Raw genomic sequence first — 21,915 nt, 5'->3', positions numbered from 1 at the left:
TACAAACCTTATGGAATGGGGTTCTCATGCAATTGTTTTGTGAATCATTTATTACGATTAGCGCTTCGAACCCAGACCCGGATTTAACTTGGAGTCCACCTCCAAATTGTTTAAACGTCGTATCTGACGAATAAAAAGACCACATACGTCGATAACGCTTGTTTATCGGAACATCAATGGCGACGTCATTTACGGCACCAGGGGTTTACTATGCCCACAACAAATACACCACCTGTTGTACAACGAAATACAGTTCATCATCCGGAGATGTTAAAGCCGCTGACCGACCCACTTATTTCCACGTTCATCAATGACTTTCCGGGCGCACTTAAAGACTTGGTCAAACAACACGGTTCCCCATTGAATCTGGTCTGGCCCCATGCCTTTGAATTAAACACACATGCCTTGCTGGCGGTGTTGAAGCGGTACAACGTGCCGCATGCCCTCTTCTACGGGGCCAAGGCCAACAAGTCCCAGAGCATGCTCAGTGCAGCAGCAAATTCGGGGATCGGCGTTGATGTGTCGAGCATCCACGAGTTGCATGCAGCGCTGCGAGCCGGCACCCCAGCAGAAAAAATCTGTGCCACAGGACCGGCCAAAACTGCCGCGTTTCATCAAGCACTGATCAGCGCCGGTTCATTGATTTGCGTGGACTCGCTGGAAGAGTTTGACCACCTGAAAAGCGTGATCGACGCACAGCCAAGCCTTGCCAAAGCCAGAGTTTTACTGCGCTACAGACCTAAGAGCAGTCCAAGGAGTCGATTTGGAATGGGCTCGGAAGATTTGCTCGAAGGCCTTCAACGGTTGACGAAATACGCCGAGTCCTTTCACTTCGAGGGTTTTCATTTCCATCTCGGCGGCTATGAATTTGAACCCCGTGCACAAGCCTTTCGCGAGGTCACCGGGTTCGTCGAGACGGCCAGGGAAATGGGCTTGAATCCGCAGATGATTGATATTGGCGGCGGCCTGCCGATTCGTTATGTCGAGCCCCAGGACTATGCTCGGTTCCTGCAAAACGACAATAACCCCAGCCATTATCATAACCTGAAAGTTCCCGCTGCTTATTACCCTTACGGCAGCGACCTGACAGCGCCGCAATGGTTGACGTTATTACTCGAGGCCGAGCACTCACAAGGCCTCTCCATTGCAAATTATTTGAACCGACAGAATATAACCCTGGCACTGGAACCCGGTCGGAGTCTGGTGGACCAGGCGGCCATTTCAATATTCCGCGTCACACGCACAAAAAAACTGGCCGACAACAAAACCGTCATTTTTGTTGAGGGCAGCAGTTTCAGCGCCTGCGAAACCTGGTTCGCTTCTGAATACCTGGTTGATCCAATACTGATCAGCACAAAAGAACTGCCCGACATACCGACCCGAGCGTATATCGCGGGCCATAGCTGCCTGGACGATGACGTCATCACTCATCGCCTGATCAACTTCGCGACGGTGCCTCAAGCCGGCGACTTATTGATTTACATCAATACCGCCGGTTATCAGATGGACTTGCTGGAGAACGAGTTTCATCGCCACCCCCTGCCCCGGCGGTTGATGGCGACCTGTTGTACGGAAGGTAACTTTGCGTTTTCACCTGACTACTAAAGGAAACAATTGAAATGATCTTGAATAAAGTATCTGACCTTATTGGTAATACACCGATGTTGGGCATTGATGTTCCGGACGCCAACGCCCGTTTGTTGTTGAAGATTGAAAAAAACAATCCCGGCGGCAGTATCAAAGACCGTATGGCGCGCAACATGGTATTGGCTGCGCTCAAGTCCGGTCGATTGAAACCCGGCGGCGTGGTCGTCGAGTCGTCCTCCGGCAACACCGGGATTGGCTTGGCCATGGCAGCGGTCGAATTCGGCCTGCACTTTATCGCTGTGGTCGACCATCACGCGGCGCAAGACAAGATCGCGGTGATGAAGGCGCTGGGGGCCGACATTCGTTTCGTCAAAGGTACGTATCGCGAAGATGAAGTCGCGGTGGTCGAGCGCCAGCGTATGGCAGCCGAACTGGCGGCCGAGATCCCCGGGGCTGTGTTCATGAACCAGTCCGACAACGCAGCCAATGCCGGCGGCTACAGTGATTTCGTCCGCGAAACCATTGCTCAGGCTGAAGGCGTTATCGGCGCTTACGTTGGTTGTGTCGGCACCGGCGGTTCGATGACCGGTATCGCTCGTGGCTTGAAAGTGCACAACCCGGACACCGTGACCGTCGCGGTGGAACCCGCCGGTTCGATCGTCTTCGGCCACCCCGGCTATCCCTACTACCAATCCGGTACCGGTACGCCGGCCGGTGACACCGTCGGCCTGGTGCTCGACTACAGCTGCATCGATCTGGGTGTGCAGGTCACCGACTCTCAGGCGTTCGAAACGGCCCGCTACATCGCGCGTAACTTCGCCCTGCTGGTCGGAGGCTCGACCGGTGGTGCGATTTTCAAGGCGCTGGAGCTGATCCACAAAGGCGTACTGACCGGCAGCGTAGTTGTGCCGATTGCCGACGGCGGCGAAAAATACCTGCACACCGTGTTCGACGATAAATGGCTGCAAGAGCGCGACCTGATCGACCCGAGCATCGCACCGCAACTGGATGCCTGGCTGGGCAAGGTCCAATGGCTGGAATCCGTTTCCGCGCCGCTGCAACTGAACGTCGCATGACTCACCCATCACACAGGAACGCCTCTCGATGAATCTGTTGAAAGTCGCCATCTGTGGTGGCGGCAGGACCGGCCATCTCAACGCCATCCTGTTCAAGCAGCTGCCCAACGTTCAGGTTTCGATGCACACCCATAATCCGCAGGTCATCGAACAGCACGCCCGTCACACGCCGATGCAAGCCTCGCTGCCCGATGGCTCGACCCTGAGTGCCTGGCTGGATCGGGTAACCGGCGATGCAAAAGCGGCGGTGGAAGATGCCGACATCGTCATCATCACCGTGCCCGCCCATGCCCGACCGCAAACGCTGAAGGCCATTGCGCCGCATCTGAGCACAAGCAAACCGGTTTACGTCGGAGCGATTCCGGGATTTTGCGGTTTCGACTGGCTGGCTGAAGCCACCCTGCCCGATCGGCCGAATGTAGTGATCTGGGGCATGAAGGATGTTCCGCATACTGCGTTCGAGCTGACACCGGGGCGCTCGATCAAAATGGGCGGCAGCAAAAGCCAGTTATATGTAGCAACCCATGCCCGCGAGTCGCAGGCGTCCAGTCAGCAACTGGAGGAAATCCTGACGCGGTTGTACGGCCCGTGCGTGACGATGCTCGACCACTATCTCGAGATCACCCTGACGCCGGGTAACCCGATCATGCACAGCTCGGTGATCTACGGCCTCATCGGCCCGTACGGCCAGTGGCATCGCAAGATCTTCCCGCAACGCATGTGCTGGTGGACCGAGTGCCCGGAACTGGGCGCTTACTTCCTCGAACGCATGGATCAGGAAAGTCAGGACTTGTGCGCAGTGATCAGCCAGCGACTGGGCATCGACCTGTCCTCGGTGAAATCCCTGAAACAGGAAATCGTCGAGGCCTACGGCGAGCAGATCCGCGACCAGAGCAGCATGCTGTCGATCCTGCGCACCAATCAGGCCTACAACGACATCCTCGCGCCGATGGTAAAAGCCGCCGGCAACCGCGCCGGTTACGTGATCGAGCGCGAGAGCCGGGCCTTCAACGAAGACGTCGCCTACGGCCTGGTGCTGCTGGTGGAAATGGCCAAACGATTCGACCTCAAGGTGCCGTATATCGAGGAAGTCCTTCAGTGGAGCGTGGCCTACATGCAAGGCCTGCGCGACTCGGCGCTCGATTACTTCCCGAGCCACTGGCCACACACGACAAGCGCCGCCGCTTGATCTCTTTATTCAATTTTCGACGAGCAGACCGCTGATATGGATGACTTCAAGACACTGATCGCTTACTCCCGCAAAAACGTCATGCGCCGCTTGGTTCGCTGCCTTTTTGCGGAAAACATCCTCGACCGTTCGGCCCTGAGCTTTTCCGTCGAGGGCAACCAGGCCACTTACCCGCTCAAGGGCGGCCGCGCCCACCTGGCTTTTTCCGACATCGCCAAAGGCCCGGCCGACACGGTGGTCAATGACGGTGACGTGGTGCTGGTGACCGACGAAGGTGTGCGCCGGGTCATCACCAGCCATCAGGACGTGCTGGATGTGCTGCGCGACAGCTTCGACTTCGAACCGACTGACGAAGGCGTGGCCGGGCTCAAATCCGACATGGAAAACAGCCTGACCAACGACGCTCACGCCCGTCAGCATCGCCAGCAATGGAACGCCCGACTGCAACAGGCCGCCAAGGATCAAGGGCTCAACAGCTTCACTGACTACCTGCGCCAGCACGCCAAGACCAAGGACGCCGCGATCCTGCTCGACCAGTGGGGTTCACTGGAAGGCCATCCGTACTACCCGACGTGGAAAGCCCGGCCGGGTCTGACCGATGAGGAAGTCGAGCAACTGTCGCCCGAGTTCAACGCGCAGGTGCCGCTGCGCATCGCCGCGTTGCGCGCCGACAACGCAAAAAGTGAAAGCATGCCTCACGTGACCAATTACCACGACTGGTTCGCTGGCAACTTTGCGGCGCAATGGGAACAATGGAAAGCCTCGCTCAACAGCAAGGGCCTGGACGAAACCGAGTGGCTGCCGCTGCCGATTCACGCCTGGCACTTGCAGGCCTATGTGCTGAAGACCTTCGCGGCACAAATCGAAGAAGGCATCCTGATCACCGACGGCCCGGACATCCCAACCCTGCCGACCATGTCCTACCGCACGATGATGCCGGTGCTGGACGAATGTGCGCCGCTGATCAAATTGCCAATTGCCGTATGGATGACCAGCGAGCTGCGCAGCCTGCAAGCCAAATCGATTCACATGGGGCCGCGCATCAGCACGGTGATCACCAAGATTCTGGAGGCCGAAAACGGCTTCGATCAGCGCCTGGAAATCTTCCCGGAAGAAATCGGTGTGCGTTACAAAAACGCGGTCACCCAGGACGATCATCCGGGCCGTCATTTGTCCGTGGTCTATCGCGCCAGTGCGCCAGCGTTCGAACGCAATGACGATTGCCTGCCGATTACCGTGGCCTCGCTGTTCACTCGTTTGCCCGGCAGCGATCGGCCGTTGTTCACCGATCTGATCGAGCGTGATGGCGTGCGGGCCAATGCAGCACAGGTCGAGAGCTGGTTCCGCGAGTACGCCAAAGTGGTCACCCACCCGGTGGTGGCGATCTATTTGATGTACGGCATCGGCCTCGAAGCCCACCAGCAAAACACCATGGTGCTGTTCTCCCCCGACGGCAAAGCACGTCGCCTGCTGATCCGCGATTTCGGCGATGGCCGCACCTACGCGCCATTGCTGGAAGAACGTGGCTACAGCCTGCAACCGCATGTTCAGCCGGGTATCCTGCCGACGGTGTTCTGCGGTGATATCGAGCCGGTGCGCATGTTTGTGCTGGACGCGGCGTTCCTCACGCATCTGCACGAGATAACCCTCTGGCTGACCAGGGAGTACGGCTTGAACAACACACGGCTGTGGCAAGTCTTGCGCGAGGAAACCGACCTTGCCTTCGAGGCCGTGCGCGATCGTGTCTCGCCTGCAGTGTGGGAAACCGAGCACAAGGCGTTCGTCGAAGATCCATGGCCGACCCGGTCGTTGTTGCGCATGCACTTGATGCAGTACAGCAACTATCGTTTGCAACACACCCTGACCAACCCGCTCGCTAGCGCTTAACCGAGGCTGACTCATGTCCCATGCAGGTGTCATCCAGGGTTCAAGAGTACGAATCCTGATTTATCTTCTATTTGCGATCCAGTTGGTGTCGATGGGGGCGATGGAAATGAGCGGGCCGTTCTGGCCTGTCCACCTGCGTGGGCTGACGACTTCGGAGTCGGTTTTCAGCTTCGCCAGCATCGCCGTGTACGTCGGGCCGATGCTGGGCATTATTCTGACCAGTGCATTCTGGGGCCGTATCGGTGATCGCTACGGCCACAAGTTGATGATGATCCGTGCCCTCGCCGGTTTGTCTTTGACCCAGCTTGGGCTGGCCCTCTTCACTGACATCTGGGTCATTCTGGCCCTGCGTTTCCTGCAAGGCGCGTTCGCCGGCTACATCGCTCCGGCGCAGGCGTATGGCGTCAGCATTGAAGCGCCTTCGCGACGGGCGCGGCTGTTCGCCATTCTGCAAATCTCGACCAACGTCGGCTCACTGCTGGGTGCGGTAGTCGGTGGTTTGATCCTCGATTACGCGACGTTCTTCTGGATCAACATCATCGCCTCGGCGTTGTGTGCGGTGTGCACCGTGATCGCCGCCGTGACCTTGCCGGATGTGCCGCCGGTGAAGAAAGCAGTGGTCGCGGACAAGACCGCCCCGACCAGCCGTTCCGGCAGCCTCTGGCAAGGTTCGCCGTTGCTGTCGCTGCTCGGCGTGATGGGCATTCTGTTGCTGGCGCGGATGCTGCCGCAGACGTCGTTCTCGCTGTATGTCAGCTCGGTGTTCGAGGTCAGCAATTCAGTGGTCGGTCTGTGCTACGGCTTGCTGGCGCTGGGTTTCATTCTGTCGGCCACTGCGTGGTCGCGTTATTTCGAACACCGTGGCCAGCAAGACACTTTGCAGCGCATGACCTACGTCGTCATCGGCTGCATCGTCCTCACCGCCGTGGCGGGCGTCACCCGTAATCCGGTGGTGTTCGTCATCGTCTACTTTATCTGGGGCGTATTGCTGGGTGCGACCACGCCGGTGTTGATGGCGCTGATATCGAAAACCGCCGACAGCTCGCAGCAAGGCCATGTGCTGGGAATCGCTCAGGGCACCGCGCAATTTGCCTCGATTGCAGGGATCTCAGCCGGTGGTCTGCTCAATCAGGTCTACGGTTTGCAGTACTCCTATCTGTTCGTTTGCCTGGCCTACGTCGTGGCGCTGATCCCGATTGTTGCGCTGCGTTACTGGCCTGCGGTGATGCAACCGAGTCCTGCCCCGCCCGGGGATTGATCAAGGAGTCAGCTTTTGAACATTGAACAACTGCGTGCCGACACACCCGCCGTCGCGCAACTGATCCACTTCAACAATGCCGGCGCGGCGCTGATGCCCGCGCCGGTGATCGAAACCATGACCCGCCACATTCAGCTTGAAGCGAGTCTTGGCGGGTATGAAGCGGCCGGGCAGCAATCGGCCGAAGTGGACAATGTCTATGGCGCCATCGCGCGCCTGATCAACGCGCAACCCGATGAAATCGCGGTGATCGAAAACGCGACACGCGCCTGGGACATGGCGTTCTACTCATTGCCGCTGCAACCCGGCGATGTGGTGCTGACGTCGACTACCGAGTACGCCGGCAACTACATTCCTTATCTGCAATTGAAGCAGCAGCGCGGCATCGAGATTCGCGTCATTCCCAACGATGAGCACGGCCAGGTCTCGTTATCGGCGCTCAAGGATATGCTCGACGATGATCGGGTTGCGCTGATCTCCCTGCCCGTGATCGCCACCAACGGCGGGCCGGTGCAACCCATCGAGCAGATCGGCGCCCTCGCCCGCACGGCCGGTGTGCTGTTTTTGCTCGATGCTTGCCAGGGGGTTGGGCAGATGCCGATCGATGTGCAGAAAATCGGTTGCCACATGCTCGCCGCTACCAGCCGCAAATACTTGCGCGGACCGAGAGGGATGGGATTTTTGTATGTCGAAAGATCGCTGTGCCAGAACCTGGAGCCAGCGTTTCTCGACCTGCATGCAGCGTCTTTGCAAACCGCGGACGCGTTCAAAATCCGCCCCGATGCACGGCGTTTCGAAAACTGGGAGTGTAATGTCGCCGCCAAACTGGGCCTCGGGGCAGCGGTGGAATACACACTGGCCCAAGGCATCGAACCGATGTGGCTGCGGATTCAGCATCTGGCGGATTATCTGCGCCAGCGACTGGCAGATATCCCGGGCGTGACCCCGCGAGACCTGGGGGCGGTCAAATCCGGCATCGTTACCTTCACTCATTGCAATAGCAGCGCCGCGCAGGTTCAGCAGTGGCTGGCCCGTCAGGAAAAACGCATCAACGTCATCACCTCGACGTTCCGCTCAACCCTGCTCGACATGCAGCACAGAGACTTGCTGGAGGTCAGCCGCGCGTCGCTGCATGCGTACAACACCGAGGCGGAAATCGACACGATGATTGCTGCGCTGCGCCGTCAGCCGCGAGTCTGAACAGGACAACAATCGGCGCTTGCGTCGCAGCGGGTTTGTAAACTAGCATTGGGAATACTTCTCAATTGCATAAAAACCTGCAGCCATGAGCGAAACCCTTCCCGCGAATAATGACAATCACCTGCGCGCGATCGAAGCCCTGTACAGCGGCCATCACGGCTGGCTGTACGCGACGCTGAGGAAAAAACTGGGTAACGCCATGGATGCGGCGGATCTGGCGCAGGACACCTTCACCCGCATCCTCGCGTCCCGGGTCACCGTCATCGAGCAACCTCGCGCGTACCTGAGCTGCGTGGCCAAAGGCATTCTGGTCAACTGGTATCAGCGCAAGGCACTGGAACGCGCCTACCTCGATGCCCTCGCTCATGTGCCCGCGCCGCAAGTGCCTTCGCCGGAACTGCGTTTCATGGTGCTGGAGACCCTGCACGAAATCGACGCGATGCTCGACGCCCTGCCACCGCTGGTCAAACGCGCATTCCTGCTGTCGCAGATCAGCAGCCTGAAATACGACGACATCGCAGAGCAATTGGGCGTCTCGCTGATCACCGTCAAACGCTACATGAAGCAAGCCTTCGTGCAGTGCCTGTTGCTGGTGGAATGAATGCTCGCACGGCGCAATGAACCGCACCTCGACCACCAGGCCCTTGAAGAAGCGGCCGACTGGTTGATCCGCATGAGTGAAAGCGAACTCAGTGACACCGAACGTGCCGAATGGGAGTGCTGGAAAGTCAGCACGCCCGAACGCAGCAGAGCCTGGTCGCGCGCGCAGTTGTTGCAGACCAAACTCGGCGGCTTGCCACCGTCACTGGCCATGTCGGCACTCGATCGCCCAAGCAGCTCGGAACGGCGCGCGGCGCTGGGCAAACTGGCGATGATTCTGGCGATCCTGCCAGCCGGTTGGGGCAGCTGGAAACTGGCCGAATCGCAGCAGTGGACCGCCGACTATCACACGGCCGTCGGTCAGCAGCGCGAACTGACTCTGGCCGATGGCTCGAAAATCACCTTGAACACCGACACCGCCATCGACGTGCTGTTCGACGCCAATCAACGCCTCATCCACCTGCGCGAAGGCGAGATACTGGTGAAAACCGCACCGGACATTTCCCCGATGGCCCGCCCCTTTCTGGTCAGCACCCGTCAGGGCCGCATGCAGGCACTAGGGACGCGGTTTACCGTTCGAGAACTGCAACCTCGCACTCACCTTGCCGTGCTGGAAGGCGCGGTGAAAGTCGAACTCGCGGAAAATTGCGAAAGCACACCGCCGATCGTCAATGCCGGTCAACGCACCGCCTTTTCTTCCCACACGTTTGGCCAGCTCAGCGTCGCCGACCGCTACGTCGGCGCCTGGACCCAAGGCATGCTGATGGCGGACAAAATGCGCCTGGCCGATTTCGTCGCCGAACTGGCGCGCTATCGCCGTGGCTTCGTGCGTCTCGATCCGGCGCTTGCCGATCTGCGCATTTCCGGGGCCTACCCCATCAGCGACAGCCAGCGCACGTTGAACATGCTGGCGCAAACCTACCCGATTCTCGTCAGCGGCCATTTGAATGGCTACTGGGTCATGCTCTCCCCGGCCTGAATCAAAAAATATTTGCCGAACCGCTGATACTTTTTTTGATCTCGACTGGCTACAGGGGAGAAACACTTTTGCGTCCTGTTCATAGGCTCATTCATCCATGCTTGCTGCACGCCTCCTGCGCCCGGATCGTCAGTTCAAACCAGTTGTTCGCAGTGCGTTGCTAAGCCTTGTCCTGATCGGTGCCGTTTGCCCGTTTGCCTTGGCCGTCGAGCCGGTGCAACTGGACTCTGTCGCAGTCCGCGCCTACAACATCCCCGCCGGGCCACTCGGTGCCACTCTGTCTAGCTTCGCGGTGGACGCCGGCATTGCTCTGTCGTTCCAGCCATCGTTGCCCGAAGGCCTGACCAGTCCTGCGCTGATCGGCAATTTCTCTACCCAGGAGGCGGCCAATCGTTTGCTGGAAGGCAGTGGCCTGGACATGGTTTTGCGCAGCGACGGCAGCTACACACTGGTCCCGCGCCGGGTGACACTGGATGAAACGGCTGTCATCGGCACTCAAAAGCGCGCCGATTCTTTGCCGCAGGTGTATGCCGGCGGCCAGGTGGCCAACGGCGGGCGATTGGGCATTCTGGGCAATACCGATGTGATGGACGCGCCTTTCAGCGTCAGCACCTACACTTCGGCACTGATCAAGGATCAACAGGCAGTCACCGTCGGCGACGTGCTGGAGCGCGATTCATCGGTACGCTCCACTGGCCAGACCGGGGGGATTGTCGACTCGTTCTTCATCCGTGGCTTTCCTGTCGGCGAAGGCAATTTGGGGGAACTGGCATTCGACGGTGTGTACGGCGTGGCGCCCAACTACCGGGTGTTCACCGAATACGCCGAGCGTATCGAACTGGTCAAAGGCCCCGGTGCCCTGCTCTATGGCATGTCACCCAACAACGCGGTCGGCGGCGTCATCAACGTGGTGCCCAAGCGCTCCCTCGATGAAGACCTGACGCGTTTCACCGCCAGTTACGCCATGGACTCGCAGCTCGGTGGACACCTCGATGTCAGTCGGCGTTTCGGTGAAGAACGCCGCTTCGGCGTGCGCATCAATGGCAGCACACAACGGGGAGATACGGTGATCGACGATCAATCGCGCCATGTCGATATCGGCGCCATTTCCCTCGATTATCAGGGAGAACGCCTGCGCACCACCTTTGATTGGCTCAACCAGAAAGAAAGCTTCGACGCTGCCTCACGACCGTTTCTGATCGCTTCGGGCGTGGACATTCCCTCGGCCGCCAACGGCCGAACCAATGTCAGTCAGGATTGGGGTTGGTCGACAACCCGTGACAAATCGGCGTTGCTCAGCGGCGAATACGACCTCAGCGACACCCTGACCGTGTTCGCCCACACGGGCGGCAGCAAATCGGATGTTGCGCGGATGTCCGACCAGACCCCGACCATTATCAACGCCGCTGGCGACACCTCGTCGATCCCCGGTTACTACAAGTTCGAAGTCGAGCGTTACACCGTCGACGCCGGTGCGCGCCTGCGTTTCGACACCGGGCCGATCAGTCATCGCACGGCTTTGCAGGTCAGTCGTTACCGCGACGTGTTGTCTCGCGGGATCATTTCCGGCGCGCCGATCCTCTCCAATATTTACCACCCGGTGGATCACCCGAAGCCTTACATCCCCAAGCCGGACACGCTAAAAGTGTCCGAGAGCGAACTGACCGGCGTGGCGCTGGCTGACACGCTGTCGATTCTGGATGACCGTGCACAGATGACCCTCGGCATGCGCAAACAGAACATCAAATCCGACAACTACAATGCGTCCGGCGTCGTCACCACGTCCTACGATGACGGCCGAACCACACCGTTGTTCGGCGCAGTGCTCAAGCCCCGGGATCACATTTCGCTCTACTACAACTACATTGAAGGCCTGAGCAAAGGCGACATCGCGCCCTCCACCGCTTCCAATGCCGGCGAAATTTTCGCCCCTTACGTTTCCCGCCAGCATGAACTCGGGGTCAAGGCCGACTACGGCACCTTCACCTCCACCCTCAGCCTGTTTCAGATCACCAAACCCAGCGGCGAACTGACCTGCGGGGTGTTTTCGGTCCAGGGCGAACAACGCAATCGCGGGCTGGAGCTGAATGTATTCGGCGAAGTCACTCCGGGCACTCGTGTGCTCGGTGGTGTAACCCTGCTCAATGCCGAACTGATCAAAACCGGCGTGGCCGCCAACCGTGGCAATAAACCGGTCGGCGTACCCGAAGTTCAGGCCAACCTCTGGGCCGAATGGGACACCTCGTGGGTCGAAGGCCTGACGCTGACCGGTGGCGCTATCCACACCGGCAGCCAGTACGTGAATCAGGCCAACACGCAAAAACTGGATGACTGGACCCGTTTCGATGTCGGCGCACGCTACACCACCCGCATCGATGAACGACCGACCACGTTCCGCGCCACCGTGCAGAACGTGTTCGACCACGAATACTGGTCGGGCGTCGCCTCTTATGGCGCGTTCTCCCAAGGTTCACCGCGCACCTTATTACTGTCGGCGACTGTCGATTTCTGAAACGTTCAGCCGGGTGGCGGTGTGAACCGTTGGCCGACCTGACTTTTGCAAAAGGCTTTGACCATGGTGACTTTTGATCGACGCAGCTACGCTTTTGCTGCGCTGTTACTGGCAGGACTGCTGAGCCTGTTTTCCCTGGCGCCACGCAGTGCCAACGCCACCGAAGCGGATGCGGATGCGGATGCGGATACGGCGCGCACCGAGGTGACCGATTTACTGGGGCGCAAGGTCAAGGTTCATTTGCCGGTCAGACGGGTCATCCTCGGTGAAGGCCGGCAGTTGTATCTGGTCGCCGCCCTCGACACACAAAACCCGATCGAGCGCATCGTCGGCTGGCGCAAGGATCTGATCCAGTCGGACCCGGACACCTACAACGCCTACCTGCGCAAATTCCCCGGCATCGCCAAAATCCCCACCTTCGGCGGGTTTGAGGACGGTACTTTCGACATCGAGCAGGCCATCTCGCAGCGCCCGGACGTGATCATCCTCAACATCGAGGCGCAGCACGCCACAGAAGATGCGCGCTACATCGAAAAGCTCGACGCCCTGGGCATCCCGGTGGTGTACGTCGATTTTCGCAACAATCCGATCCAGAACACCGAGCCGACCATGCGCCTGTTCGGCCAATTGTTTGGCAAGGAACAACGCGCAGAAGCCTTTATCGATTTCCGCAACCAGCAGATTCATCGCGTCACCGACATCATCGAGAAACAACACCCGCCCCGCCCCAGCGTGTTCATTGAGCGCATCGGCGGCTACACCGATGATTGCTGCCTGAGTTTCGGCAACGAGAACTTTGGCCTGTTCGTCGATATGGCCGGTGGCGACAACATTGCCCGCCGCATCATTGCGACCACGTTCGGCCAGTTGAACCCCGAGCAAGTCGTCGTTGCCAATCCTGCGCACGTAGTGGTCACCACCGCCAACTGGGAAGCTTTTGCCCCCGGCGGCCACTGGGTTGGCGTCGGTCCGGGCGCGGACATGACAGAAGCCAGGAAAAAACTCGCGTGGTACACCCAGCGTCCGGCCTATGCCGGCATCAAGGCCCAGGACAATCACGCCTTCCATGCCATCTGGCATCAGTTCTACAACAGTCCCTACCAATTCGTCGCCATTCAGCAAATGGCGAAATGGTTCCATCCGGAGCTGTTTGCCGATCTTGATCCGGACGCGTCATTTCGCGAACTGCATCGGCGCTTCCTGCCGGTGCCGTATGAGTCAGGCTACTTTGTCAGCCTGCGCCAACCCGAGGTCAAGCCATGAGCTCATTGACCGACACCGTGGTTGTGCAGCGCGAAACCTACCGTCGTCTGGTGCTGCGTAAACGCTTGATTCTTTCCGGGCTGGTCATTCTGTTGATGTGCAGCGTGCTGCTCGATCTGGCCCTGGGGCCGGCGAACTACAGCCTCAGCGAAGTGCTCGGCGCACTGTTTTCGCCGGACAGCGCTTTACCGCAGGTGCGCGTGGTGATGTGGGATATCCGCTTGCCGGTCGCTTTAATGGCGGTTGCCGTTGGCGCCGCGTTGTCACTGGCCGGCGCGCAGATGCAGACGATCCTCAACAACCCGTTGGCCAGCCCATTCACCCTGGGTATTTCCGCCGCCGCCAGCTTCGGCGCAGCGTTGGGTTTGGCATTCGGCGTCGCGCTGTTCCCGCTGGCGGCGCAATTCATGGTGCCGCTGAACGCGTTCATCATGGCCATGCTGTCGGCGCTGCTGATCCACTTTCTGAGCATGCGTCGCGGCGTCACCGCCGAAACCATCGTGTTGCTCGGTATAGCGCTGGTGTTCACCTTCAATGCGCTGTTGGCGCTGGTGCAGTTCTTCGCCACCGAACAAGCCGTGGCCGCCGTGGTGTTCTGGACCATGGGTAGCCTGACCAAAGCTACGTGGCCGAAACTCGGCATTATCTGTCTGGTGATCCTGATCACCCTGCCGATATTCGCCAAACGCGCCTGGGCCCTGACCGCCCTGCGCCTGGGCGACGACAAGGCCGCCAGTTTCGGCATCAACGTACGCAGCCTGCGCTTTCAGACGCTGATCATGGTCAGCCTGCTCGCCTCCTTTCCCGTGGCGTTTGTCGGCACAATCGGTTTCATCGGGCTAGTCGGTCCGCACATCGCCCGTATGCTGATCGGTGAGGACCAGCGGTTTTTCCTGCCAGCCTCCTTGCTGACCGGCTCGTTGATTCTGTCAGCCAGCTCCGTGGTCAGCAAAACCCTGATCCCCGGCGCGATATTCCCCATCGGCGTGGTCACGTCGCTGATCGGCGTACCGTTCTTCATATCTCTGATTCTCGGCGGGAAGAAAAACTCATGGTGAAACTGCAGCTGGAGAATCTCGGTGCCCGCTACGGCCAGCGCGAGATCATTCGTGATGTCTCGACGGCGACGTTTTTCGGCGGTCAGGTGGTCGCCGTAGTCGGGCCCAACGCTGCCGGCAAATCGACTCTGTTCAAGCGCATGGCCGGACTGATCGACGGCCCCGGACAGGTGATCTTGCAAGAGTCGAAAAGAGGCCCGACGGGCATCAGCTACATGCCCCAGGGTCTGAATGCCAGCGCCCGGTTGACGGTGTACGAGTCGGTGCTGCTGGCGCGCAAGCAACTGACGCCGGGCTGGATCGTTCACCATGATGAATTGAAACTGGTCGATGAGATTCTCGCGGCGCTGGGCATCACCGGATTGTCCTTTCGCAACCTTGGTGAACTCAGCGGCGGTCAGCAACAGTTGGTGTCCATCGCACAAACCCTGGTGCGCGAACCGGAAATACTGCTGATGGACGAACCGACTAGCGCCCTCGACATGCATCGGCAGGTTCAGGTGCTGAACTTCATGCGCAGCCTGGCCCGAAAACGCGAGGTCATTGTGTTCATCGCCATCCACGACCTGAATCAGGCACTGCGTTTCGCCGATCAGGTTCTGGTGATTGCCGACGGCACCACGCAAGGCAGCGGCCCGAGTCACGAGGTGATTACCGAATCGATGCTGCGTAGCGTCTATAAGGTTGAGGCTCGGATTGAGCTGTGCAGTCGTGGGCAACGGCATATCGTGATTGACGATATTGTTTGATGGCTTGAATGATCACCCCGGAGCACCCGGTGTTCACGACGGTGGTACTGATTCTGCACTATGTTGTTGGGTTGCATGACCGACATCGGGTGCATCGACGTCGAACCGGGGAAGATCAGCAAAAGAATTTCGTATACCCTAGCGCTATCTCACTCCAAATGACCGCCGCCGTGAAACTACCCAAACTCAACGCACCCGACCTTGGTAACACGCCTTCGACTTCGGAAATCATCACCCGCCATCTGCGGGATGCGATTGTCGCCGGGCATTTTGCCGAGGATGAGCCGATCCGCCAGGACGACATCGCCCGCCAGTTCAATGTCAGCAAGATCCCGGTGCGCGAAGCCCTCAAGCGGCTGGAGGCCGAAGGGTTGGTGATGTTCCAGCGCAATCGCGGGGCGATGGTCACGCGGGTTTCCGATGCGGAACTGGCGCAGATGTTCGAAGTGCGGATGTTGCTGGAGGACAAGATTCTGCGCCTGGCCATTCCGAACATGACCGAAGAGACCTTCACCCGTGCCGAGCGCATCTGTCAGGAGTTCATCGGCGAGGACGACGTGGGGCGCTGGGCCGAGCTCAACTGGGAGCTGCATGCCTGCCTGTACGAGCCGGCGCAGCGACCGTTTCTGGTGAGTCTGATCCGTTCGGTCAACGACAAGCTGGAGCGTTATCTACGCATGCAGATGAGCTTGTCGGCCGGTAAGGAACGGGCCGATCACGAACACCGCGAGATCCTGGCGGCCTGCCGCGCCGGGGATGTGGACCTGGCGGTGAAGCTTCTGGACGAGCACATTGCCGGCGTCTGCACGACCCTGTTCGAACACCTGCCCCACAGCCACTGACAGCAACGGATGCTGTGCCGATTTCGTCATCGACACAGACTAAATCCATCAAGCCGACACCCCGCCGCACGGGCCACTCTTGCGTTCACTCAACCGAATGGACGTGGCCCTCCCATGAAACGCATCTCAGTGATCGACTCCCACACCGGCGGCGAACCGACCCGCCTGGTGACCGCCGGCTTTCCTGACCTGGGCACCGGCAGCATGGCCGAACGGCGCAAGGTATTAGCCCAACAGCATGATCAATGGCGCGCCGCCTGTATGCTGGAGCCACGGGGCAGTGACGTACTGGTGGGCGCCCTGCTCTGCACGCCAGTGGACCCTGGCGCCTGTGCCGGGGTGATTTTCTTCAACAACACCGGTTATCTGGGCATGTGCGGCCACGGCACCATCGGCCTGGTGGCGTCGTTGGCGCACCTGGGCAAGATCGGCCCCGGCGTACACAGCATAGAAACGCCGGTGGGCACGGTGCAGGCAACCCTGCACGAAGACCATTCGGTGAGTGTGCGCAACGTGCCGGCCTACCGTTATCGCAAGGCGCTGGCGGTGCAGGTGCCGGGCATCGGCCAGGTGGTCGGTGATATCGCTTGGGGCGGCAACTGGTTTTTCCTGATTGCCGAGCATGGCCTGCGGGTGGCTGGCGACAACCTCGACGCGCTGACCGCTTACACCTTCGCCGTGCAGCAAGCGCTGGAGGTCCAAGGCATTCGCGGTGAAGACGGCGGCTTGATCGATCACGTCGAGTTGTTCGCCGATGACGATCACGCCGACAGCCGCAACTTCGTGCTCTGCCCCGGCAAAGCCTATGACCGCTCGCCCTGCGGCACCGGCACCAGTGCCAAACTGGCATGCCTGGCGGCCGACGACAAGTTGCAACCGGGGCAGATCTGGCGCCAGGCCAGCGTCATCGGCAGCGAGTTCGAGGGTTCCTACGAACTGCAGGGTGAGCGCATCGTGCCGACCATTCGTGGTCGTGCGTTCATCAGTGCCGAGGCGAGCCTGATCATCGAACAGGACGACCCGTTCGCCTGGGGCATTCGTCCATGAACGAGGGCCAGGTGGCCGATGTGATCGTGATCGGCGCCGGCATTATCGGCGCCGCCTGTGCCCAGGCGCTGGCCCGTCGCGGCTTGCAGGTGCTGGTGCTGGACGCCGGCCTGCACGGCGCCACCGCCGCCGGCATGGGCCACTTGCTGGTGCTCGACGACAACCCCGCCGAACTGGCCCTGAGTCAATATTCATTGCAGCGCTGGCGCGAACTGGGGGCGGACCTGCCCGACAGCTGTGCCTACCGCTGCAACGGCACGCTGTGGCTGGCGGCGAATGCCGAAGAAATGGCGGTGGCCCACAGCAAATTCCTGAACCTGCAAGCCCAGGGCGTGGCTTGCGAACTGATCGGCGCCAGTGCCCTGCGCCAGCGCGAACCGGAACTGAGCGAAGGACTGGAAGGCGGTTTGCTGATCAATGGCGACGGCATTCTATACGCCCCGGCGACGGCCGGATGGATGCTCGAAACACCGAACATCCGCCAGCGCCGGGCACGGGTCAATGCGGTCGATGGCAACCGCGTCTGCCTCGATGATGGTCACTGGTTGAGTGCCGATGCCGTGGTGTTGGCCAACGGTATCCAAGCCAACGAGCTGTGCCCGGAATTGCCCATCGAGCCGAAAAAAGGCCACTTGCTGATCACTGACCGCTACCCCGGCAGCGTCACCCATACGCTGGTGGAACTGGGTTACGTCACCAGTGCCCACAACGCCACGGGGCCGTCGACCGCCTGCAATATCCAGCCGCGCCCCACCGGGCAACTGTTCATCGGCGCCTCGCGGCAATTCGGCACCACCGACCCGCAGGTCGAAGGCTGGATGCTCGCGAAAATGCTCAAGCGTGCCGCCGAGTACATGCCGGGGCTGGCCCGGCTCAATGGCATCCGTGCCTGGACCGGTTTGCGCGCCGCCAGCCCCGACGGCTTGCCGCTGGTGGGCCAACATCCACAACGTCAAGGCTTGTGGCTGGCAGTCGGTCACGAAGGACTGGGCGTAACCACCGCCCCCGGCACCGCCGATTTACTGGTGGCGCAACTGTTCAACGAAACCCCGCCACTGGCCGCACAACCTTATCTGCCCCAGCGTTTTCTCGGAGAACCGGTCTATGCCTGAATTGTTGCTGGACGGCCACGCCCTGAAAGTCGCCGAAGGCACCAGCGTCGCCGCTGCCCTCGCGTTGGCCAGTGACGGCTGCACGCGCACCTCAGTCAGCGGTCAGCGCCGTGCGCCGCTGTGCGGCATGGGCATTTGTCAGGAATGCCGGGTGACCATCGATGGCCGGCGTCGCCTGGCTTGCCAGACCCTGTGCCGTGACGGCATGCAGGTGGAGACTCGCCCATGAATGAATACGCTGATCTGTTGATCATTGGCGCTGGCCCTGCCGGGATGAGCGCCGCCCTTGCCGCCGCCCCCAGCGGCGCCCGCATTGTCATGCTCGACGACAACCCGCTGCCGGGCGGGCAAATCTGGCGCGACGGACCTCAAGCCAACGTGCCCGGTCAGGCCCGGCGCCTGCGCGAGCGTCTGGCGTCGTGCAACAACATCCGCCATCACGCCGGTACCCGGGTGATCGCCAACCCCGGCGCGAAACAACTGCTGGTGGAAGATGACGACCACGGCTGGTTGATCAGCTACGACAAACTGATTCTGTGCACCGGCGCCCGTGAATTGCTGCTGCCCTTCCCCGGCTGGACCCTGCCGGGTGTCACCGGTGCGGGTGGTTTGCAGGCGCTGATCAAGGCCGGTCTGCCGGTGCAGAATGAGCGCGTGGTGATCGCCGGCAGCGGCCCGCTGTTACTGGCCAGTGCCGCCACCGCCAAACAGCATGGCGCGCAAGTGCAACGCATCGCCGAACAGGCCAGCCGCGGCGCCGTCGCCGGTTTCGCCGCGCAACTGCCGCGCTGGCCCGGCAAATGGCTGCAATCGTTCAGCCTGTTCGACCACCACTACCGCACCGCCACCCACGTATTGGCGGCGCTTGGCACCGACCGAGTGGAAGGCGTGCGCCTGCAACAACAAGGCAACATCGTTGAGTTGGAATGTGACCGGCTGGCCTGTGGTTTCGGGTTGATTGCGAATATCCAGTTGGGTCAGGCACTGGGTTGCGCCATCGAAGATCGAGCCATCGCGGTGGATACCTGGCAGGCCAGCAACCGCGCCGACCATTATGCGGCGGGCGAATGCACAGGGTTCGGCGGCAGTGAGCTGGCCTTGGTGGAAGGTGCGATTGCCGGCCACGCAGCGGTCGGCAATCTGCAAGCCGCCAGGCAATTGTGGCCGCGCCGGGCGCGCTGGCAGGGTTTCGCCAGGGCGCTGAACAGCGCGTTCGCCCTCGACCCGCGACTCAAGTCCCTGGCCCAACCCGACACCCTGGTTTGCCGCTGCGAAGACGTGGCCTACGCGGCATTGACCGGGCACTCTGACTGGCGCGAAGCCAAACTCGCCAGTCGCTGCGGCATGGGCGCCTGCCAGGGCCGGGTGTGTGGCGGCGCAGTGCAGCATATGTTTGGTTGGCAGCCCTCAGCACCGCGCCCCCCTTTCAGCCCGGCGCGGATCGAAACCTTGATGTCCCTGGACGATACCCCGCCAGCGTGACGACCACGCCAGGGGTTTCGGCCACGCTGCCGAGCCTCTATGATCCCGGGGGTCACCCTCAGACCCCCAGCGCCATGTATCCCTCGCTCACCACCTTTAAACCTTGCGATCTGCCGACGCTGCTGAATAGCCTTCAGCCCATCGCGCCGTTGCTCGATACCCTGTCGGACGTGGTGTTTTTCATCAAGGACTGCGAGGCCCGCTACGCCTTCGTCAACCAGACCCTGGCCCGGCGCTGTGGTTTCAAACACAGGGACGAGCTGCTGGGGCGCACCGCCGAAATGGTTTTCCCGGAACGCTTCGGTCCGCTGTACACCGAGCAGGATCGGCGAGTGCTGTCCAGTGGTCGCGAACTGGCCGATCAGCTGGAGCTGCATTTGTATTATGGCAATCAGCCGATCTGGTGCCTGACCCACAAACTCGCCTTGAAGGATGAACAGGGTCGAATCGTGGGCCTGGCCGGTATCTCCCGCGACCTGCAATCGCCGCAGTCGAACCATCCGGCGTTCCAGAAACTCGCCGCCGTGGATGCCCATATCCGCCGTCACTTCGCCCGCGCCATCAGCCTCGCCGAACTGACCGCCATCGCTGGCTATTCCGTGGCGCAATTGGAGCGGCACTGCAAACGGGTGTTCCAGCTCACCCCACGGCAAATGATTCACAAGGCGCGCCTGGAAGAAGGTTCGCGGTTGTTGCTGCACACCGAGTTGCCGATCACCGAGATTGCCTTGCGCTGTGGTTACACCGACCACAGCGCCTTCAGCCGGCAGTTTCGGGCGCTGACCAGTTTGTCGCCGAGTCAGTTTCGCGATAATCAGCGTTAGGCGGGAGATGAAGAGTGTTCTCCGGGCCTCATCGCGAGCAAGCTCGCTCCCACAGGGGATCGCATTTACCTTGCGCACGCGGTCAATTGTGGGAGCGAGCTTGCTCCGGGCGGCGCTCCGACGATGAGGCCAGTCCATCCACCACAAAACCTGCAATGAACCGATAATCAGGCACGCACCTCTCACCTGCCAGTGTTCCTTAAAGGTGCGCCCACACACCCATTGCTCCCAACTGTAACACTGCCATCGTTTGCCCAGGCTTCCACTCTCCCGCCCATTGCTCCCCCGCAAGACCTCTACTTCAAGGCCTGACGATTTATTCACTGTCAGAACTGGAATCGGGCACGTTGATTGCTATTGTTAATATCGTATACGAAATCCCCAATACGATATCCAACAGCACTTCACATCAACGAGGCCTCTATGAAAAACCCCGCATTTGCCGTAGCCCTCAGCGCTGTCCTCAGTACCTCCTTCATCGCCACTGCCCAAGCCGACAAGCTTGACGACATCATCGGTTCGGGCAAGCTGCGCTGCGCCGTGACCCTGGACTTCCCGCCCATGGGCTTTCGCGATGCCAGCAACTCGCCGGCCGGCTTCGATGTGGACTATTGCCGCGACCTGGCGAAGATCCTCGGGGTCGAGGCCGAAGTGGTGGAAACGCCGTTCCCGGATCGCATTCCGGCACTGGTCTCCGGGCGGGCTGACGTGATCGTCGCGTCCACCTCCGACACCCTCGAACGCGCCAAGACCGTTGGCCTCACGGTGCCCTACTTTGCCTTCCAGATGGTGGTGCTGACCCGCGACGACACCGGCATCAACGGCTTCGACGACCTCAAGGGCAAAGCGGTGGGCAACACCAGCGGCACCTATGAGGCCATCGCCCTGGAGAAAGACGTGAAGAACTGGGGTTCGGGCAGTTTCCGAGCCTACCAGTCGCAGAACGATACCCTGCTAGCCGTCGCCCAAGGCCACATCGATGCCACCGTGGTCACCAACACCGTGGCCGCCGCCACCCTCAAGTCGGGCAAATACAAAAACCTGAAAGTCGCCGGTAACGCCCCGTACGTCATCGACTACGTATCCCTGGGTGCCAAGCGCAGCGAGTTCGGCCTGCTCAACTACCTCAACCTGTTCGTCAACCAACAGGTGCGCACCGGTCGCTACAAGGAGCTGTTCGTTAAATGGGTCGGCACCGAGATCCCGCCGACCAACCTGACCGTGCCTCAGGTTTACTACTGAGATGTCCG

19 protein-coding genes are annotated in these 21,915 nt (G+C 60.4%); all 19 read left to right on the top strand.

Annotated features, from left to right (window positions below; genetic code table 11):
- The first annotated feature begins 210 nt into the window (after positions 1-210).
- The gene (locus ACM6IK_RS02795) at positions 211-1,605 is read left to right on the top strand and encodes a Y4yA family PLP-dependent enzyme (protein ID WP_414873052.1); all 1,395 of its coding nucleotides are present in this window, start codon (positions 211-213) and stop codon (positions 1,603-1,605) included.
- Positions 1,606-1,619: 14 nt separating this feature from the next.
- Complete coding sequence (locus ACM6IK_RS02790) at positions 1,620-2,663, top strand: PLP-dependent cysteine synthase family protein (RefSeq protein WP_414873051.1); 1,044 nt, start codon at positions 1,620-1,622, stop codon at positions 2,661-2,663.
- A 28-nt stretch (positions 2,664-2,691) separates the two neighbouring features.
- Entirely contained in the window at positions 2,692-3,852 is a 1,161-nt protein-coding gene (locus tag ACM6IK_RS02785) for an NAD/NADP octopine/nopaline dehydrogenase family protein (RefSeq protein WP_414873050.1), read from the top strand.
- Positions 3,853-3,888: 36 nt separating this feature from the next.
- Positions 3,889-5,739 (top strand): IucA/IucC family protein, encoded by a 1,851-nt coding sequence (locus ACM6IK_RS02780; protein WP_414873049.1) that lies wholly within the window; start codon positions 3,889-3,891, stop codon positions 5,737-5,739.
- Positions 5,740-5,752: 13 nt separating this feature from the next.
- A complete protein-coding gene (locus tag ACM6IK_RS02775; RefSeq protein WP_414873048.1) occupies positions 5,753-6,997 on the top strand; it encodes an MFS transporter in 1,245 nt (414 codons plus the stop codon).
- Between the two features lie 15 nt (positions 6,998-7,012).
- Complete coding sequence (locus tag ACM6IK_RS02770) at positions 7,013-8,197, top strand: aminotransferase class V-fold PLP-dependent enzyme (RefSeq protein ID WP_414873047.1); 1,185 nt, start codon at positions 7,013-7,015, stop codon at positions 8,195-8,197.
- Between the two features lie 85 nt (positions 8,198-8,282).
- Positions 8,283-8,798, top strand: coding sequence for a sigma-70 family RNA polymerase sigma factor (locus tag ACM6IK_RS02765; RefSeq protein ID WP_414873046.1), 516 nt, complete (start codon positions 8,283-8,285; stop codon positions 8,796-8,798).
- Positions 8,799-9,776 carry a FecR domain-containing protein gene (locus ACM6IK_RS02760; RefSeq protein ID WP_414873045.1) on the top strand — a complete coding sequence of 326 codons (978 nt, stop codon included), beginning with the start codon at positions 8,799-8,801 and terminating at the stop codon, positions 9,774-9,776.
- A gap of 97 nt (positions 9,777-9,873) precedes the next feature.
- Positions 9,874-12,288 carry a TonB-dependent siderophore receptor gene (locus ACM6IK_RS02755; protein ID WP_414873044.1) on the top strand — a complete coding sequence of 805 codons (2,415 nt, stop codon included), beginning with the start codon at positions 9,874-9,876 and terminating at the stop codon, positions 12,286-12,288.
- A 63-nt stretch (positions 12,289-12,351) separates the two neighbouring features.
- Positions 12,352-13,551, top strand: coding sequence for an ABC transporter substrate-binding protein (locus tag ACM6IK_RS02750; RefSeq protein ID WP_414873043.1), 1,200 nt, complete (start codon positions 12,352-12,354; stop codon positions 13,549-13,551).
- The gene (locus tag ACM6IK_RS02745) at positions 13,548-14,609 is read left to right on the top strand and encodes a FecCD family ABC transporter permease (RefSeq protein WP_414873042.1); all 1,062 of its coding nucleotides are present in this window, start codon (positions 13,548-13,550) and stop codon (positions 14,607-14,609) included. The genes ACM6IK_RS02750 and ACM6IK_RS02745 overlap by 4 nt, the downstream gene beginning before the upstream one ends.
- The gene (locus ACM6IK_RS02740; RefSeq protein WP_414873041.1) at positions 14,603-15,358 is read left to right on the top strand and encodes an ABC transporter ATP-binding protein; all 756 of its coding nucleotides are present in this window, start codon (positions 14,603-14,605) and stop codon (positions 15,356-15,358) included. The genes ACM6IK_RS02745 and ACM6IK_RS02740 overlap by 7 nt, the downstream gene beginning before the upstream one ends.
- Before the next feature lie 170 nt (positions 15,359-15,528).
- Complete coding sequence (locus ACM6IK_RS02735) at positions 15,529-16,200, top strand: GntR family transcriptional regulator (protein WP_414873040.1); 672 nt, start codon at positions 15,529-15,531, stop codon at positions 16,198-16,200.
- Between the two features lie 114 nt (positions 16,201-16,314).
- Positions 16,315-17,247, top strand: a complete 933-nt coding sequence (locus ACM6IK_RS02730) for a 4-hydroxyproline epimerase (RefSeq protein ID WP_414873039.1) — start codon at positions 16,315-16,317, stop codon at positions 17,245-17,247.
- Positions 17,244-18,359 carry an NAD(P)/FAD-dependent oxidoreductase gene (locus ACM6IK_RS02725; protein ID WP_414873038.1) on the top strand — a complete coding sequence of 372 codons (1,116 nt, stop codon included), beginning with the start codon at positions 17,244-17,246 and terminating at the stop codon, positions 18,357-18,359. The genes ACM6IK_RS02730 and ACM6IK_RS02725 overlap by 4 nt, the downstream gene beginning before the upstream one ends.
- On the top strand, positions 18,352-18,588 hold the full coding sequence (locus ACM6IK_RS02720; RefSeq protein WP_007994312.1) for a 2Fe-2S iron-sulfur cluster-binding protein: 237 nt from the start codon (positions 18,352-18,354) through the stop codon (positions 18,586-18,588). The genes ACM6IK_RS02725 and ACM6IK_RS02720 overlap by 8 nt, the downstream gene beginning before the upstream one ends.
- Complete coding sequence (locus tag ACM6IK_RS02715; RefSeq protein ID WP_414873037.1) at positions 18,585-19,841, top strand: FAD-dependent oxidoreductase; 1,257 nt, start codon at positions 18,585-18,587, stop codon at positions 19,839-19,841. Before ACM6IK_RS02720 ends, ACM6IK_RS02715 begins: the two co-directional genes overlap by 4 nt.
- Before the next feature lie 74 nt (positions 19,842-19,915).
- Positions 19,916-20,665: a helix-turn-helix domain-containing protein gene (locus tag ACM6IK_RS02710; protein ID WP_414873036.1), complete on the top strand. Its 750-nt coding sequence runs from the start codon at positions 19,916-19,918 to the stop codon at positions 20,663-20,665.
- Positions 20,666-21,088: 423 nt separating this feature from the next.
- Positions 21,089-21,907 (top strand): transporter substrate-binding domain-containing protein, encoded by an 819-nt coding sequence (locus tag ACM6IK_RS02705; protein WP_414873035.1) that lies wholly within the window; start codon positions 21,089-21,091, stop codon positions 21,905-21,907.
- The last annotated feature ends 8 nt before the right edge of the window (positions 21,908-21,915 follow it).

Origin of the sequence: Pseudomonas sp. IT-196MI5, from assembly GCF_949767415.1 — a bacterium.
Classification (GTDB): domain Bacteria; phylum Pseudomonadota; class Gammaproteobacteria; order Pseudomonadales; family Pseudomonadaceae; genus Aquipseudomonas.
Note: the sequence above shows the minus strand (reverse complement) of the source record. Positions and strands in the feature narration are given on the sequence as shown.